We start from the raw sequence: 17,508 nt of genomic DNA, 5'->3' as shown, positions 1-17,508 counted from the left end.
TTTGCACAAAGCAGCCAGGATTCCAGGAATCGTCAACCGGAATGAAGGTAAAAGATTTCCCAAAAATCAGGTTGTCATTATTTTCGGAGTTAGTCCGGTTGATTTTAAAAACGCACTTGAAACTCGAAACTTGGAACTTGAAACTTGGAACTTGAAACTTGGAACTCGAAACTTGAAACTTGGAACTTAGAACTTGGAACAAAAAAGAGGCACCGTTACCGATGCCTCTTTCTATATCGTCAAATAAAGATTACCATGCGAACAATGGCAAACCTTTCATCATTTCGTTAACACGTTTACGAACCGAAGCAATTACAGCTTCATCATCCGGAGATGAAAGCACTTCGTCGATCAAATCAACAATTACCGGCATCGCATCTTCTTTTAAACCACGCGTTGTAACAGCAGGTGTACCTACACGCAAACCTGAAGTAGAGAACGGTGAGCGGCTATCGAAAGGCACCATGTTTTTATTGATGGTAATATCAGCCAACACCAACGTGTTTTCAGCTTTTTTACCTGTCAGCTCCGGGAATTTAGTACGCAGGTCAATCAACATACTGTGGTTATCAGTTCCACCGGAGATTACTTTATATCCTTTGGCAATAAAAGCTTCAGCCATAACAGAAGCATTCTTTTTCACCTGAGTTTGGTAAGCTTTATAAGAAGGATCCAACGCTTCGCCAAAAGCAATCGCTTTCGAAGCAATTACATGCTCCAGCGGTCCGCCTTGTTGACCCGGGAATACAGCAAAATCCAATACTGCTGACATCATTTTAGTTTCGCCTTTTGGTGTTTTAAAACCGAATGGGTTCTCGAAATCTTTTCCCAACAAGATGATACCACCACGAGGACCACGCAATGTTTTGTGTGTCGTTGAAGTTACCACGTGTGCATATTTCACCGGGTTTTCCAACAAACCTGCAGCGATCAATCCGGCAGGGTGAGCCATATCGATCATCAACATGGCACCTACTTCGTCAGCAATTTTACGCATGCGAGCATAATCCCACTCACGAGAGTAAGCCGAAGCACCGCCAATAATCAATTTCGGTTGGTGTTCTTTTGCCAAAGCTTCCATTTCGTCGTAATCAACCATTCCGGTTTCTTCCTTCACATGGTAAGCAATAGGCTGATACAATATACCTGAAGAGTTCACCGGAGAACCATGAGACAAGTGACCACCGTGCGCCAGGTCAAGTCCAAGGAATTTATCTCCCGGTTTCAAAATAACGCTAAGTACAGCAGCATTAGCCTGAGCACCTGAGTGAGGTTGAACGTTTGCATATTCAGCACCGAAAAGCTCTTTTACACGATCAATTGCCAATTGCTCTGTTTGGTCCACAATTTGGCAACCACCGTAGTAACGTTTACCTGGATAGCCTTCAGCATATTTGTTCGTCATTACAGAACCCATCGCCTCCATAACCTGTTCGCTAACAAAGTTTTCCGATGCAATCAATTCAATTCCGCTCAGCTGGCGCTCGCGTTCTTTTTCAATAATGTCAAATACTAATTGATCTCTTTTCATTTGGTATATGTTCAAATTTTGATATTCTGTTACACATCCTTTATCGTTGTTGATAAAGTAATTGAAAACGAGGAATGTTTAAGCCGCAAAGGTAAAATTTTTAGCAGTAGCTTGAAATATTAGAAATAAACAATCTTCAAATTTTATAAACCTTTTCATTTCCTTTACAATGATTCCCGTCAGCTGACGATTCATAAAGTAAGCTCGAATCCGAAAGAACACAAAGCGTAAACAGGTTCTTCAAACGAGCCAACAGAGCCTTCAGGCCGGAGCTATTGCGGTATTCAAACCGAAGGTTTCAATTAATATTCATTTTTAAAACATTCGATCGTAGGCTTTTCCCTTAATCTTTTTGACAAAAATTCACGTACACTTCAGTATCCTCTCCATCTATTTAGCCCAAAAACACAGCTGCGCTGAATAGGATTTGTGATGTGTAGAACATCTTTTTGTGAATTTCAGAAAAGTTGACAACATGCCACTTAAAAAATTGACTGAATTTTTAGACCGGAATAATATTGAATACATCGTCATCCGCCATTCCCTGGCATTTAATGCACAACGCATCGCGGCGACCACTCATATTCCGGGAAAAGAAATTGCGAAAACCGTTATCATCAAGGTTGATGGCAGCATGGCAATGGCTGTAGTTCCGGCCTCGTACATGGTTAACCTAGGCTTACTGCGCGACATGTCGGGTGCCCGCAAAGTTTCGCTGGCTTCGGAAATGGAGTTTAAAGATCGCTTCCCAGACTGTGAAGTTGGTGCAATGCCTCCGTTTGGTAATCTGTATGACATGGAAGTTTATGTTGCCGAAAGCCTGATCGACGATGAGGAGATTTATTTTAACGCAGGAACACATACGGAAATGATCCGCATGTTCTATGCTGACTTTGAAAGGCTGGTAGAACCTGTAGTTCTTCGCTTCTCGAAAGCATTAACAGCCTAATTTATTTTTATCTATTTAGGTTTAACACTTCTAAAGAAGCCTCCGATCTGTTTTGGAGGTTTCTTTTATTTACCGAACTTTAGCATTCCTAAAAAAGACAACGGAATGAATACAACTAAAAGACCTTTACTGCTTAACTCAGCCTTATCATTAAGTACCATCGGTAGCGGAGTTTCGACTCTTGCCTTTTTTTCAGCATTCATTTTCTACAAATCAGTTGTACCTTATATTACACAACTCACCAATATTGATACACCGAACGAGATCAGCCGTTTTTATTTTTTGTGCCTGGCTGTTTTTGCCTTAGTTTCATTCGTTGGCGTATTGAAAATGTGGAAATTCAAAAAGGCCGGTTATTTCTTTTACCTGGCTGCACAAATCTGCCTTTGGGCATTTCCGCTCTTTTACATGGGCACTCATGCTTTTTCCAGTACCAACACGATCTTCACCGTGTTATTTTTGTTGATCTACACCTCATTCCTGCGGTTGTTTAAATAAAACATACCTGATTCCCGGAAATTACCAACAGGAATGAAAGAGGAGGAGAACAAGAGAAGGCGGTTGAAAACAATTGAAGACAATCGAATGAAGATGGAAGCTTGCTCGAAGCGCTTTCGACCTTTTATCAAGACCGGAATCAAAACTTCTCACCCCTTTGGTGTGAAATATGGGTAGCCCTGGGTAAAGCGGGGTCCCGACAAATGTCGGAAGCAAGCGGCACCCGGGATCCAAATAGATTTGTGCTTTTAGGCGCACGTTCGATATTGTATAGCGTATTGGTTTTGCATGCGCCGCATTGTATAAAATCCTTTCTCGTTCTGTTCTTGTTTTTGTCCTCGAGTCGGACGGGCTTTTACTTTCTTCCTGCAGTCGAAGAAAGTAAACAAAGAAGACCGCCGCTGAATGAAAAATAGCTAAAAACAGTTTCCAAGGGCTAAAATTGTTCAAACTCCTCACCGGCAATGGCCGGATCGTCGGACAAGCCCAATTTTTAACGCCCTCTTCATCTGTTTTCCTAACGCTCTTTTTCCTTAGGCGGGGAACACTTCGAGTATGCATTTTTACGTCAAGGTTCTTTGTTGGGGTCGGCTGGTTTTATTAAGTCCGGAATTCAAAATGAGACTAGCCTTTCAAAAAAAGAGGTTGAACGAAATGTCCAACCTCCATCGGTCTATTTATTGATCCTTCAAAAAGACTTATTAATCGTGCGATAAAGTCCGCACAAAGTTCCGGTAATTCGAGAACACTCTCGCCCGGGAGATAAAGCCGAGATACTTCCCATTATCGAGTACGGCCAGGTTAAAACGGCCACTGCTTTCAAACTTCTCAGCCACTTTCAACATCGTGTCGCGTGGCGAGATATAGTGCTCCGGCATATACATTAAATCCTTTACAAACACTTTATCGTACAGGTCGTGGTTGAAAATAATCTCGCGAATATCATCCATCTTCACCATCCCCTTCATCAAGCCCAGGTCGTCGACAACAGGGAAAAGGTTCCGTTTTGACTTGGCAATAATCTTGGTCAAATCACCCAAGGTCGCATCTTCGGGCACGGCTGCAAAGTCGGTTTCAATTAGTTCCCGAACAGCCATGAAGTGCAACACTGCCTTATCCTTATGGTGCGTCACCAATTCGCCTTTGCTGGCCAGTGCTTTGGTATAAATTGAGTATGGCTCAAATCCCATGATCGTAACATAGGAGGCGATAGCTGAAATGATGAGCGGGAAAAACAACTGGTAGCCCCCCGTTATTTCAGCTGTTAAGAAAATCCCCAGCAAGGGAGCATGCATAACACCAGCCATCAACGATCCCATTCCGGCCAGTGCAAAATTATCAACCGGCAGGTGCAGTCCAAAAGTGACATTGAAGAAACTGGCAACAAAGTAACCGCCAATCGCTCCAACAAACAACGAAGGTGCAAATATACCACCAACACCTCCACTAGCCGTGGTCGCAGTCATTGCAATTACCTTAACCAAAAGTAAAAGCATGAGAAAAACAACCAGAAACCAAGGGTTCGCTTTCAGGTTAAAGAATAAGGAGTTATCGAGTAAGTCAGGCCCCAGACCGTTAAAAATCTTATTAATACTACTGTAACCTTCACCCCAGAGAGGAGGAAATAAGAAAATACACAAGCCTAGGATTAAACCACCGATCAATACCTTTTGGAAAGGCTTTTTATACCGCTTAAACCGACGTTCCAAATACATGGTCATGCGCGTAAAGTAGAGCGATACAAAGCCTGAAAATACACCCAGGAAAAGGTAGAACGGTATATTATTGGTTTCGAATGAATTTACCAGGTTAAATTTAAACAGCACCTCCTCGCCCATAAAGTAGTAAGCCACAACAGCTGCTGTAATCCCCGAAATTAACAAGGGTAATAGGGATGCCATTGTCAGATCAAGCATTAATACCTCCAGCGTAAACACAATACCTGCTAAGGGAGCTTTAAAGATGCCGGCAATTGCACCAGTGGCACCACAACCTAACATCAACATGGTTTGTGCATGGCTCAGGTTAAAAAAACGTGCCAGGTTAGAGCCAATCGCTGAACCGGTTAACACAACCGGTGCCTCTGCTCCTACTGATCCACCAAATCCGATTGTGAAGCTACTTGTGATCATACTCGAAAACGTATGATGGCTCTTCAGCTTTCCTTTATTCAAACTGATCGCCCCCAACACTTTCGAAACACCATGTCCCAAGTCATCTTTAATCAACGTTTTAACGATTAGAACAGTAATTGCGATACCGACTAACGGAAATGCCAGGAACAAATAACTTTCATCCGATTCTTTCAGGTTACCAACCAAGGACTCACCAAGCAGGTGAATCAGGTTTTTCAATAATAATGCTGCCGTACCGCAAATAATCCCAATTACAAAACTTAACCAGTAAACTTTCTTAGATTCGTTCATCCGGTTAAACATGTTCAACAATTTTGTCTTCAGTTCATTCATTTTTTTTCAGATCCTTATTCGTATGAAAAGTGACTCATTTTTTTACGGTAAGAAGAAAAGACCTTGGCACGAGAAATGAAGCCAACGTACTTTCCGTTGTCGATAACGGCGATATTGTATCGTCCTGTAGCTTCAAATTTTTCCACAACCTGTTCCATCAAATCGTTAGTCGAAATAAAATGCTCGGGTAAATACATCAAATTACTGACTTTCACCGAGTCGTATAGTTCCTGTTTAAAAATCAAATGTCGGATGTCATCCATTTTGACCATGCCCTTGAGGAAACCTTCATCGTCAACAATCGGAAAGATATTCCGATGGGCGGTGGAAATTGCCTCCGTTAAGTCACGGAGGGTGGCATCGGGGTGCAAAGTAACAAAATCTGTTTCAACTAATTTCCTTACTTCCATCATCTGGAGTACATTTTTGTCTTTATCATGGGTCATTAATTCGCGGCGTTGAGCCAGTTGTGAATGATAAACCGATTTTGGAGAAAAAGCCTTAACCGTTATAAATGAAAAAGTTGCCGTAATCATTAAAGGTACAAATAACAAATAGCCACCCGAAATATCGGCAATCAGAAAGATACCTGTTAAGGGAGCATGCAGTACGCCGGCAATCAATCCGGCCATGCCTATCAGCGCAAAATTATTCTTATCAATATGCTGTGTTCCAAAGCGATCGACCAAGACAGCAAATACAGCTCCAACGTTTACCCCCGTGAAAAGCGTTGGTGCAAAAATTCCACCAACACCACCGCTCCCCAAAGCTAAAGATGTCGCAATAACTTTCAATAAACTAATGGATAACAACAAGATAACCATCAAAAAGAAGCTATCATTCATGTTATAAAAGATCGAATTATTGAAGAGATAGCTATAGTCGCCAGCTAAGCATTCGTTGATTGAAGAATACCCTTCGCCATATAAAGAGGGGAACAGAAAGATCAGTAAACCAAGGAACAATCCGCCATATAAAAGCCGTTCCCAGATGCTGGTTATTCCCTCAAAACGATTTGTTATAAAAATGTTAATCTTTGTAAAATAAGCTGAAATTATCCCTGTAAGGATGCCGAGAACGATGTAATAAGGCAAATCAGGAACAACGAAAGACACTTTTACCTCGAAAGGATAAAGTACATCGTGCCCCATAAAAAAGTAGGAGGTCATCACTGCAGCCGATGAAGATAACAATAAGGGAACCAGGGAGAAAGTAGTCAAATCGATCATAATAACCTCAACAGCAAAAACAATTGCAGCAATAGGAGCTTTAAAGATTGCCGCCATAGCTGCAGCCGACGAGCAAGCCAACATTAGTATGGTCGAGCGATAGTCTAGATGAAACAGTCGGGACAAAACCGAGCTATAGGCTGCACCGGAAACAACCGTTGGTCCCTCCAGCCCTACAGAGCCCCCAAAACTTACCGTCAGTGCACTGGTTAGCATTGAACTGTAGAGGTTGTGCTTACTTAGTTCGCCTTTCCGCCGCGATATACTATGCAACACATTCGGAATGCCCGGACGCACCGGACTTCGAACCATAAACTTAACGATAAGGACAGTGAGCAAAATCCCGATAATGGGAAGGATGAAGTAGATCGAGTTCCCTTCATTTTTTTCGATCACCAGATTCACAAAATCCTGAAGTTTCCAAACAATATTTTTCAGGATTGTTGCCAACACACCAACAATCACCCCAATGAAAACACTGAGTGCTACGATAAACTTCCGTTCACTAAGGTGGCGAAGCCTCCAACGGTGAAAACGTGCCGCATACGAAAACTTACCTTCCATTTTCATCGAGGTTTTGGTCGAATCTGATGAAAGTTAAGAAATCTATTTCTTCTTTTTAAAGATATCTTTGATGGATTGCCATATTTTTTTCGATTCCTTCTTTTCGTTTGAATCAGATGTCTTATCTCCGGTAGCCCGATCATTCTTATGAAAGATGTTACTAATCCAATCCCCAACCGATTCTTCCGGCAAGTCTTCGCGATAAGGTTCAACCGACAACTTAGCCAACAACCTAGGTTTTGGCTGCTGAAATGAGGCATATTGCATTCGTTTATACCGCGAATCGGCGTACAGTTTCGTATAGAATTTACCGACAATCGGAAGAGCCATATACGCTCCCTGTCCGTAAGTGGTACTTCTGAAACGAATAGAAGGATCATCTGCTCCGACCCAGCAACCAGTCACCAGGTTTGGAGTTACTCCCATAAACCAACCATCGGAATTATCCTGGGTTGTTCCTGTTTTTCCGGCAAAGTCACCCCCGATATGGTAAACAGAACGAATGCCCGCCCCCGTGCCGTCGGAGATAACAGACTCCATCATGTGTACAATCATCCGGCAGTTTTCCGGATCAATATCCGTTTTTACTGGTGTGGGCTTATCAAATTTCTTGAGCACCTTTCCTTGGGAATCTTCAATTGTGACCAAATAATGAGGTTCGATATACACGCCATCGTTTAATATGGTGGCATAAGCCGAAACCATTTCCTTCAGACTAATAGAAGCTACTCCCAAGGCCAAAGAAGGATATTCGGGCAGTTTGGCTGTAATTCCCAAATCGCGGGCTGTCTCAATGGTTTCGTCAATACCGGTTTCCATTAACACGTCCACTGCAACTGTATTGATCGACTTGGCCAAAGCTCCCTGCATGGAATAATATCCCTCGTAATCGGGGTGCGAGTTTTGCGGCGACCAGTCCTGGTAATCATGGTACACCTTACGCTCGTTCGAAAAGTAATCGTCTGGCTCCAACCCGTTTTCCAGGGCCGACAGATATACAAAAGGTTTGAAAGTCGATCCAACCTGACGAGCCGAATTCACGTGATCGTATTTGAAATAACGGAAGTCGATACCGCCAACCCATGCTTTCACCTCACCGGTTGAAGGTTCAACCCCCAGGAAACCGGCATTCAACAGGCGCAAATAATGTTTCAACGAATCCAATGGAGTCGCCACAACCTGCTTATCGCCCGACCAGGTGAAAAGAACCATATCCTGTTTCTCATTAAAAGCCTTCTTAATTTCAGCATCCGATTTTCCGGCTGCTTTCATCTTCCGGTAACGTTCCGACTGCTTCATGGCTCGTGTCAAAATATTCGGTTTGCGAGTCCAGGGTGAAGAACCTTTCCAGTGGTTATCGAATACGGTTTGCAGGTTCTTCATATATTCCTTAACCGCCGACTCAGCAAAATACTGATAATCGTAGTTGACCGTTGTTTTAACCTTTAGGCCATCAGTATATAAATTGTAAGGATCACCATTCTCCTTTTTGTTGTCTTTGCACCATTCCAACAATTCCGGTTTCAACATTTCCAGAAAATAAGGAGCAGGTCCCTCGTTGTACGAAATCCTTTTATAGTGTAAAGTCAGGGGCTTCTCCTGAAATACCCGGCCTTGTGCCTCACTCAAATAGTCATTCTTCACCATTTGCGTGATCACCACATTACGACGTTCCCTGGCATGATCTGGATGCAAACGCGGATTATAGTAATTATTGGCTTTCAACATCCCAATCAGAACTGCAGCTTCATCAACCGTTAAATCCTTGGGACGTTTGCTAAAAAACCGTTCTGCGGCAACATCAATTCCATAGATATTTTCACCAAAAGGAACCGTATTCAGATACAAGGCTAGAATCTCCTCCTTGGTGTAAATCCGCTCCAAACGGTAAGCAATAATGGCCTCGCGCAACTTATTCACCGGCATCGAGATAAATCCCAGGTTATTTCGGGGAAACAGGTTTTTGGCAATCTGCTGACTAAGCGTACTACCGCCACCAGCGCTCCGATCCTGCAAGATCAAAGTCCGGACAAAAACGCGCATCAAGGCAACCTCATCAATACCCCGGTGTTCGTAAAAACGGGAATCTTCGGTAGCTACCAAAGCATGAATCACATTGGGTGATATTTCTTCGTAACGTACATTACTTCGATTCTCGATATAATAACGCCCCAGCAGCTTTCCCTTGGCCGAGAATACTTCAGATGCCTGCGGATTTTTAATATCGTGCAACTGAGCGGTACTAGGCACATATCCCCAAAAACCCAAATAAACAGTTGTGAAAAACAGGGCAAATAAGATGATACCAATACCGGCAGCTTTCAAGAATAAAATCAGAATCCGGCGCCCGGGGGAGGACTTCTTCTTCGAACTCTTTCTTTTTCCACCCGAAGCTTTCTTTCGAGGTTTGGCTGTTGGCTTTTTATTTGTTGCTGTTTTTTTAGAAGGCATGTGTATTGTTTTCTGTTTTCAATATGATGGCTTAATCTGCAATCAAAACTATATAAATAAGCTTAAAGACTCTCGCGAATTTAGGAGGAACAGACAAACTTTTCAAAAAAATATTTGTCTCTATAGTTAAACGAAGAAATAATAAACCATGAAAGTGTGTATTACAGGAGCTTCCGGATTTATTGGGCAATCCATCACTCAAGCTTTACAGCAAATGGGCTTCGAATGTATTTCAATACATAGAAACTGGCTTTATAACGAGCCGGAAAAGCTTGTCTCTGTTCTTTCGGAATGTAACACCGTTATTAACCTGGCAGGAGCACCGATTATACAGCGCTGGACGGAAAGTACAAAAACAACAATATACAATAGCCGAGTGCTAACGACCCGAAATTTAACCAAGGCCATTACCGAATTGCCACAACAAAAACGACCGCAAACATTTATTTCGGCATCAGCCGTTGGCATTTACCAAACGGGACTGAAACATGATGAAAGCAGCGAGACATTTGACCAGGGTTTTCCGGGTCAGCTTGTACGCGATTGGGAAAAAGCTTCTGAAAAACTAGCCGGTATTAGCCGAAGAGTGATCTTTCGAATCGGTGTGGTCCTCGGCCGTGAATCTCAGACTATTAAGCGTTTAAGACCACTATTCCGTTTGGGCTTGGGTGGGAAAATTAGTTCAGGCGAACAAGCTTTCCCCTTCGTTCATATCGCTGATTTAGTTGAAGCTTTCACAACTGCCTTAACCGATACCAGCTACGATGGTGTTTACAATCTAGTAGAACCAGATGCAATTACCAACAACGATTTCACCCGGGCATTTGCGCAAGCCGTTCATCGCCCTGCCCTATTTCCGGTACCGGCGGTTGCTATGAAATTACTTTACGGACAAGCTGCAAGTTTATTACTCGAAGGAAGCCAGGTATTACCAAAGCATCTTATGCAACAGGGCTTTGAATTTAAATACCCAACCATCGAAAAAACACTTACAGAAATCCTTTCAAACTAAAAAAGCCCCGCTTTACAGCAGAGCTTATATCTCAGTTTTCGACTTTCTGGCTAAAATTTCAGCTTTCCTTGCGGATCCGGAGTTTGTGTCAATTGATATTCTTCAATAATCTGGTCAATCATCATCAGGCATTTTCCGCAACTTGTTCCGGCTCTTGTGGCATACTGAATATCGGATGCATCAACAGCACCTTTCTTTAATTCGTTGATGATTTCCTGCTCCGAAACCATATTACAAAGACAAACCAATCGGTTACTCATGTTAACTTTCTATTTCCTGTTTTCTAATTGGTAGCGCAGCCTACTTTTCGGACATCCGATTTTCAATATGCAAACGAAGCTTCCGATAAACATCGATTACACGATCCGATTTGGTCATCGATTCATAAATTTTCTTAATCAATTGCCGTTCGGTTACCCAAATAAAGCTGGCCTTAAAATTAAGATCATAAACCATAGACATCAGAAAAAGTTTAAAGTCGGCCAGCGATTGCAAATCTTTTTTCGCCACAGTCTTCTCCGCATTTAGACTCTTCAACACTGCATCGCTTGCGGCAGGAAGTTTAGGCAAGTTGTAGCTAACACTGGGCAAATTGAAGGTTCCATCGCGCTTTAACATCGACACAACTAATTCCCAATTATCCATTTTATCTGCATCGCGCAAAATATGCCCAAACAACAGCGTTCGTTTATCTTTCGGGCTAAAAGCAATTTTGTTATGCCCGCCAATCACTTCGGTAAGCAAAACCTGGTCTTCCTCGTCCAATGCTTTAAAAAAGATTTGGTCCGAGATCAACTCAACACTCAATGCCGCATGATCTTCCGAACTACTATCATCAAAATGCTGGTATTTTTCGAACTGAGCAAAACGCCCAACATCGTGTAATAAACCAATCAATTCAATAAAAATTTGTTCCGACTCCTCCAAATCCAGCGCCTTCGCCAAATAAAGACAGTTAGCAGCCACCCGAAGCGAATGATCTCGCTTCATTTGCAAATTCTCCGTCACGGCAAAATCAGAAGCCTTAATGAATTTGGCTGCCAGCTGCTCAAAAAAAAGTTTTCCCTCGTCAATTGTAACTTGATTCATAAAATCATTTTCGCAATTACCGGCAAAAATAGACTATTTCGTTATTTAAAGTGTCTAAAATCGAATTCATTTTTCAACAAGCCACCAATAATAAGCTCCCCGCAAGTTTTTTCGAATTTATGATGGAAAAAAGAATGTTTTACTATTTTTGCATCGCTCTTGGCCCCATAGTTCAATGGATAGAATACAAGATTCCGGTTCTTGCGATCTGGGTTCGAGTCCCGGTGGGGTCACAAAAAGCCGCGTAAATCGTGGCTTTTGTTGTTTTACGGGACGATTTGGGGAACGCCATTCGCCTTTTCATACCTCGTATTTTACTCATAGTAATTAATTACAAGACAAAAGATTCAGTAAACTTACATGAAGCTTTTTGTCTTTCATCCCAGCTATTCAAGCCATTCGACCAATGTATGAATTGTCCTACCACTAGCCTGAATATTACCATCGTTTCAGTCCTCATTCCCCGACCTTTGTATCAAAAGTTTAATTGTTATGAAGGATCATATAAATACAACTGAAATTGATGACCTGAGAAGCGCCATCGAACACTTAAAAACATTACCTCAACAATATCACGAAACCAATGTTCTCATCAATCCGGATGCTGATCTGGCTGGAGTTTATAAACAAATCGGAGCCGGCGGAACAGTGGTTCGACCAACCCGTTTAGGCCCGGCAATGATGTTTAACAATGTTGAAGGATACCCCGATGTTCGCGTATTGGTGGGCTTACTTGCTGAACGTACACGAGTTGCATCGATGTTAGGTTCAACAAAAGAAGATGTAGGGAAATTTATGGGACAGGCTCGCAAAAATGCGATTTCACCAGTTGTTGTCGACGCCTCGAAAGCATTATGTCAGGAAGTGGTATACCGTGCTGGCGATCCCGATTTTGATATTCTAAAGATCCTACCAGCACCAACAAATACACCTATTGATGCCGGTCCGTATTTTTGCGAAGGACTGGTACTCGGGACCGACCCAGAAACCGGTCACTCGGATGTGACCATTCACCGCCTGTGCGTACAGAGCAAAGACGAAATTTCGATCTTTTTTGCGCCAGGCCGCCACATCGATGCGTTCCGCGAGAAAGCCGAGAAAGAAGGCAAGCCGCTACCCGTTACCATCAATATGGGATTGGACCCGGCCATCCTAATTGGTGCTTGCTTTGAAGCTCCAACAACTCCATTCGGATTCGACGAGCTTTCAATTGCAGGCGGGTTACGCCAAAAGCCGGTTGAGCTGGTTCCGGCTTTGACGATCAATCAAAAATCAATTGCCAAAGCTGAGATTGTTATTGAAGGTGAAATTCTTCCAAACGTACGGGTTGTTGAAGACCAAAATACGAACACAGGACACGCGATGCCGGAGTTTCCCGGCTACAATGGAGCAGCGAATCCATCATTGCCTGTGATTAAAGTAAAGGCTATAACAACCCGGAAAAACCCAATTTTGCAAACATTGGTTGGCCCGGGTGAAGAACACACGAACTTAGCCGGTATCCCAACGGAAGCCAGCATTTACAATGCTGCAGAAGATGCACTACCCGGCTTGGTAAAAAACGTTTACGCACATACAGCCGGAGGTGGAAAATTCCTGGCTATCATGCAAATCAATAAAAAGCGTCCGGTTGACCAGGGTCGTGAACGTCAGGCTGCCTTGATTGCCTTTGCTAGCTATAACGAACTAAAACAGGTAATTCTGGTTGATGACGATGTAGATATTTTCGATACGGACGATGTGATGTGGGCCATGACCACCCGTTACCAGGGAGATGCAAGCACGGTATTCATTCCGGGCGTTCGTTGTCACCCGCTTGATCCTTCTCAAGATCCGGCATTTGATTCAAAAATCAGAATGCACGGACTATCTACTAAAACAATTTTCGACTGCACTGTCCCCTTCGACCTCAAAGAAATATTCGAACGGGCCAAGTTCAAAGAAGTAGATGCCACACCCTATCTACCTGAATGGTATAAATAAAAGCCGAAAACAATTTCAAAAACAGAAAAGCATGTGAACATGGTCTTTGCCCATCGCCAAAGATCATGCTTTCACAACAATCACTAAAAACAAAAATACATGCTACCAATAGGTCCATTAATTGATTCAGGAGCTACGCTATCCGGTGCATTGATCGGTGCAGCTTTGGGCCACAAAATTCCCGACTCGCTGAAAAAAATGCTGCCCTTAACCTTCGGCGCAGCCTCCATGGCAATGGGAGTTGTCATGATCGTAAAAGTCAACATACTTCCGGCTGTCATCTTAGCACTACTCCTTGGCTCAACAATGGGAGAACTTTTAAAAATTGAAGGCCGAATTGGAATAGCTGCCAAAAGTATACAAGGTCCTATTCAGCGATTCTTCAAAAGCGAAGACAGCACCATCGACGAACATGTCATGCTCATGCAATATGTGAGTATACTGGTACTTTTCAGCGCTAGCGGAACCGGTATTTTTGGTGCTTTGAACGAAGGAATTACCCACGACACCACAATTCTTGTGTCGAAAGCTTTTCTCGACTTCTTCGGAGCAACCATTTTCGGAGCAACCATTGGTTACATTGTTGTTACAACAGTTATTCCTCAAATAATTATTCTTGTTGGTCTCTACTACCTGTCGAGCGTCATCCTCCCATTGACTACCGACGCTATGATTCAGGATTTTTCAGCTTGCGGAGGCATTATCATGCTTGTCACCGGCTTACGTATTTGCAACATCAAGAATTTTCCGATAGCAAATATGCTTCCAGCTTTACTGCTGGTGATGATTATTTCGCACTACTGGGGAATTATATTTTAAATCCAGAACATGAGTAGAAAAAAGAACCTTCAGGAAATATGGGATTTCGTTCAAGATAACCATGTCTTAAGCGCAACTGCAGCGTGGGATGAGGAGCTGTGGTCAGTAAATTTGTTTTATACCTCCGACCAAAACAACGGCTGTGTTTGGGTGATGACTGACGAAAATACCCAACACGGAAAGTTGATGTATAAGAATAAGGCTATTTCGGGTACCATAAGCAGCCAGGAAGCCAACATCCATCTGCTCAAAGGAATTCAGTTTTTAGGAATCATTGAGCTTATCAAAGATGGTGAAGAATACAAAAACGGACTTAAACGCTATCAGAAAAGATTCCCGGTTGCTCACCTGCATAAAAAAGCACTTTGGAAACTTTCTTTTACAAAAATCAAATTGACAAATAACACCTTAGGCTTTGGGACAAAGCTGTTGTGGGAAAAAGAAGCAGTTCATGACTAAAAGAAAAAGAATAATTGTTGGTATCAGCGGAGCATCCGGCTTTCAATATGGAGTAAAAGCATTGGAGTTACTGAAAACACAGGAAATCGAAACACACCTGGTCATTTCCCGATCAGCTGATATGGTCCGGAAATATGAGACTCATTTCAGTAGGCAGGAAGTCTACGAATTGGCCGATGTGGTTTATCCCCTTGAAGATGTGGGTGCAGCCATTGCAAGCGGCTCATTTAAAACCATGGGGATGCTCATTGCCCCTTGTTCAGTAAAAACAATGTCGGAAATTGCGACCGGAGTAACGAGCTCATTGTTGTCGCGAGCTGCCGATGTGGTTCTGAAAGAACGCCGTAAGTTGGTTATGATGTTCCGCGAAACACCACTTCATGCTGGGCACATCAAAACTATGGCAACCGTAACCGAAATGGGGGGGATTGTCATGCCACCGGTACCGGCCATGTACAAGCAACCTCAATCAGTCGATGAGCTGATCACGCATTCGGTGGCACGCGCCCTCGACTTATTCGATATCGAAATCGATATTCCACGCTGGAGTTATGAGCACATGGCACGCTAACTTAAATGGACCTAGCCAATCAGTGGCGATCAAAATATTTTTTGTATTATAGAGCAAAAGAACGAAGTCGCTATGAATACAAATCAATCGTCAAGAACGATTCATTATGATGGACTTTACAAAGAAGAAAGCTCCCATTTATACGACTATATCTTTAGTGAAGATATACAAACCCGCAGCAAAGATTTTCAATGGGAAATTGCTTCACATTTTCACTCCCGGTTATACCAATTCTTTCTGGCTGAAAAAGGAACAGCTAAATTTCAAACCGACGATTTGACCTTTGAACTGGAAGCACCATTTTTTGTTTTTATACCACCCAACTGCAACCATGGCTTTCAGTTCAACGAACTCATTCAAGGTAACCTCTTCACATTCTCCAGCTTTTACACGGAAAGCCTTCGTTCTATCCCAGCATATGCTGATTTAATGGGCAGTAAAGAAATTCAATGGGCTAGCAAACTAGTAACCAAAAGCTTGGAAGAGCTCCTAGACATCAGCCAACGAGCTCACAATGAAATATTTTCGGAAAACGAGCATAAAACCGAAGCTTTACAACTTACAATCGCTTCTTTATTTTTGACGATATCCCGAATTAAACATTCGGATCAGGCACGAAATACAAACGATCGAGGTTTGGAATATTTCAAAAGATTTACCGACCGTATCCAGCATTATAAAGATCCTTCTATCCCACTTCAGCAATACGCAGATGATTTGAATATATCAACCGGACATCTCAACCGTATTTGCCGAGCAACAAAAAATAAATCAGCTCTACAAGTAATTCAAGAGATCGTTATTCAGCGGGCAAAAGTATTTTTACATCACACCACATACAGCATCAACGAAGTAGCGTATCAACTCGGCATCGATGATCCTTCCTACTTTATTCGACTATTTAAGAAACAAACGGGATTGACGCCAGGACAGTTCAGGGCACAAAAGTTTTCAAATTTGCATTAAACAGGAACCTAATAATTCCAGGACACCTACCCGTTCAACTGTTCCATCACCTGTTTCACATCTTTGTTATCCGGGTAAAGTTTCAGGATGTCTTTGCATAAATTCAGGGCCTTCTGCCTTAAGTTATTGTTGAGATAGAACTGCAACAGCTCCATGCGGCTGTTCAGGTCATTCATAACTTCGACTTCCTTTTTCAAATAAGTCTCTGCTTTTCCCTTTTCCTTCATGAAATCATACAACATACCGATATTGTGATTGACACGGGGATACTTCGGATCCAGCTCACTTGACTTCAGCAGGGTTTTAAGCGATTCGTCATATTTACCCACTTCACTCAGCAACAAACCCAACGAATACAAGGCATGTGCATCATCCGGCGCTCGTTTTAGGTAATTCCGAAAACACTGCTCCGCTTTGTCGTTCTGCCCCGTCTGGTTGTACACGTATGCCAGGTTCAGATTTACAAAATACATCTCCTTATCCTGTTCCAGGGCTAATTTGAAATACTTTTCAGCCTCGGGGTATTGCTTCCGGTAGTAGTAGAAGTTCGCCAGGTTGACTTTTCCCGTCGGGAAGTCGGCATTATAAAACAAAACCTGCTCATGCTCAGCTAATGCTTTGTTATAATAGGATTTATACTTGGCAGGAATATGATCTTCACCAATTTGAACCAGCCTTTGGACAGCTGCCACCCGAATGGCTTTTGAATCATCGGTCAAGGCATTCAATAACCGGTCAATATTTTGTTGCGTTGGTTCTTCCATCGAACGCAAGGCTTCAAGCTTAATTCCGGGACTCGGACTGCCCAGGTATTTATCAATCACGCCACTCAGCGAATCCGCAAAGTAAGTTCCCATTTCCTGTACTGCTAAACTCCGCACATTGGGTGGATAAAGCTCATTGTCAGCAATCTCCTTTA

16 protein-coding genes and 1 tRNA gene are annotated in these 17,508 nt (G+C 42.7%); 10 read left to right on the top strand and 7 right to left on the bottom strand.

Going from position 1 to position 17,508, the window contains the following annotated elements; translation table 11 throughout:
- Window positions 1-190 (top strand): hypothetical protein (locus AC37HE_RS13480; protein WP_500783373.1); only part of this gene is annotated, 190 nt, incomplete at its 5' end.
- Between the two features lie 60 nt (window positions 191-250).
- Here the strand turns inward: AC37HE_RS13480 and glyA are convergent.
- A complete protein-coding gene (gene glyA / locus AC37HE_RS13475; protein WP_500783372.1) occupies window positions 251-1,531 on the bottom strand; it encodes a serine hydroxymethyltransferase in 1,281 nt (426 codons plus the stop codon).
- A 475-nt stretch (window positions 1,532-2,006) separates the two neighbouring features.
- Between glyA and AC37HE_RS13470 the strand changes: the two genes are divergently transcribed.
- Both AC37HE_RS13470 and AC37HE_RS13465 read left to right on the top strand, forming a co-directional pair.
- Window positions 2,007-2,480: an aminoacyl-tRNA deacylase gene (locus tag AC37HE_RS13470; RefSeq protein WP_500783371.1), complete on the top strand. Its 474-nt coding sequence runs from the start codon at window positions 2,007-2,009 to the stop codon at window positions 2,478-2,480.
- A 105-nt stretch (window positions 2,481-2,585) separates the two neighbouring features.
- Entirely contained in the window at window positions 2,586-2,978 is a 393-nt protein-coding gene (locus AC37HE_RS13465; RefSeq protein WP_500783370.1) for a hypothetical protein, read from the top strand.
- Between the two features lie 701 nt (window positions 2,979-3,679).
- Here AC37HE_RS13465 and AC37HE_RS13460 read toward each other — a convergent pair.
- From AC37HE_RS13460 to AC37HE_RS13450, 3 genes are read right to left on the bottom strand one after another with little or no spacing between them, the layout of a single operon-like run.
- Window positions 3,680-5,446, bottom strand: coding sequence for a chloride channel protein (locus AC37HE_RS13460; protein ID WP_500783369.1), 1,767 nt, complete (start codon window positions 5,444-5,446; stop codon window positions 3,680-3,682).
- 14 nt (window positions 5,447-5,460) lie between these two features.
- Complete coding sequence (locus tag AC37HE_RS13455; RefSeq protein WP_500783368.1) at window positions 5,461-7,239, bottom strand: chloride channel protein; 1,779 nt, start codon at window positions 7,237-7,239, stop codon at window positions 5,461-5,463.
- Window positions 7,240-7,281: 42 nt separating this feature from the next.
- Window positions 7,282-9,690 carry a penicillin-binding protein 1A gene (locus AC37HE_RS13450; protein WP_500783367.1) on the bottom strand — a complete coding sequence of 803 codons (2,409 nt, stop codon included), beginning with the start codon at window positions 9,688-9,690 and terminating at the stop codon, window positions 7,282-7,284.
- 148 nt (window positions 9,691-9,838) lie between these two features.
- Here AC37HE_RS13450 and AC37HE_RS13445 point away from each other — a divergent pair, with 148 nt between their 5' ends.
- Complete coding sequence (locus tag AC37HE_RS13445) at window positions 9,839-10,702, top strand: TIGR01777 family oxidoreductase (RefSeq protein ID WP_500783366.1); 864 nt, start codon at window positions 9,839-9,841, stop codon at window positions 10,700-10,702.
- A gap of 50 nt (window positions 10,703-10,752) precedes the next feature.
- Here the strand turns inward: AC37HE_RS13445 and AC37HE_RS13440 are convergent, their stop codons facing one another.
- Window positions 10,753-10,962, bottom strand: a complete 210-nt coding sequence (locus AC37HE_RS13440; protein ID WP_500783365.1) for a (2Fe-2S)-binding protein — start codon at window positions 10,960-10,962, stop codon at window positions 10,753-10,755.
- Window positions 10,963-11,002: 40 nt separating this feature from the next.
- Window positions 11,003-11,791, bottom strand: a complete 789-nt coding sequence (locus AC37HE_RS13435) for an HD domain-containing protein (RefSeq protein WP_500783364.1) — start codon at window positions 11,789-11,791, stop codon at window positions 11,003-11,005.
- Window positions 11,792-11,952: 161 nt separating this feature from the next.
- On the opposite strand from AC37HE_RS13435, the gene AC37HE_RS13430 reads away from it, so the two are divergent.
- The 6 genes from AC37HE_RS13430 to AC37HE_RS13405 all read left to right on the top strand — a co-directional run bounded on the left by AC37HE_RS13430 (window position 11,953) and on the right by AC37HE_RS13405 (window position 16,589).
- A tRNA-Arg gene (locus tag AC37HE_RS13430) sits at window positions 11,953-12,024 on the top strand.
- Between the two features lie 259 nt (window positions 12,025-12,283).
- On the top strand, window positions 12,284-13,774 hold the full coding sequence (locus tag AC37HE_RS13425) for a UbiD family decarboxylase (RefSeq protein ID WP_500783363.1): 1,491 nt from the start codon (window positions 12,284-12,286) through the stop codon (window positions 13,772-13,774).
- A 99-nt stretch (window positions 13,775-13,873) separates the two neighbouring features.
- Entirely contained in the window at window positions 13,874-14,593 is a 720-nt protein-coding gene (locus AC37HE_RS13420) for a DUF554 domain-containing protein (RefSeq protein WP_500783362.1), read from the top strand.
- Between the two features lie 9 nt (window positions 14,594-14,602).
- Entirely contained in the window at window positions 14,603-15,052 is a 450-nt protein-coding gene (locus AC37HE_RS13415; protein ID WP_500783361.1) for a hypothetical protein, read from the top strand.
- On the top strand, window positions 15,045-15,623 hold the full coding sequence (locus tag AC37HE_RS13410; RefSeq protein ID WP_500783360.1) for a UbiX family flavin prenyltransferase: 579 nt from the start codon (window positions 15,045-15,047) through the stop codon (window positions 15,621-15,623). Before AC37HE_RS13415 ends, AC37HE_RS13410 begins: the two co-directional genes overlap by 8 nt.
- Window positions 15,624-15,695: 72 nt before the next feature.
- Complete coding sequence (locus tag AC37HE_RS13405) at window positions 15,696-16,589, top strand: AraC family transcriptional regulator (RefSeq protein ID WP_500783359.1); 894 nt, start codon at window positions 15,696-15,698, stop codon at window positions 16,587-16,589.
- Window positions 16,590-16,615: 26 nt separating this feature from the next.
- Here the strand turns inward: AC37HE_RS13405 and AC37HE_RS13400 are convergent.
- Window positions 16,616-17,508: HEAT repeat domain-containing protein (locus tag AC37HE_RS13400; protein WP_500783358.1), on the bottom strand; the 893-nt coding region annotated here is incomplete at its 5' end.

Source organism: Mangrovibacterium sp., assembly GCF_059905295.1.
This window is presented reverse-complemented; position numbering and strand designations above follow the sequence as displayed.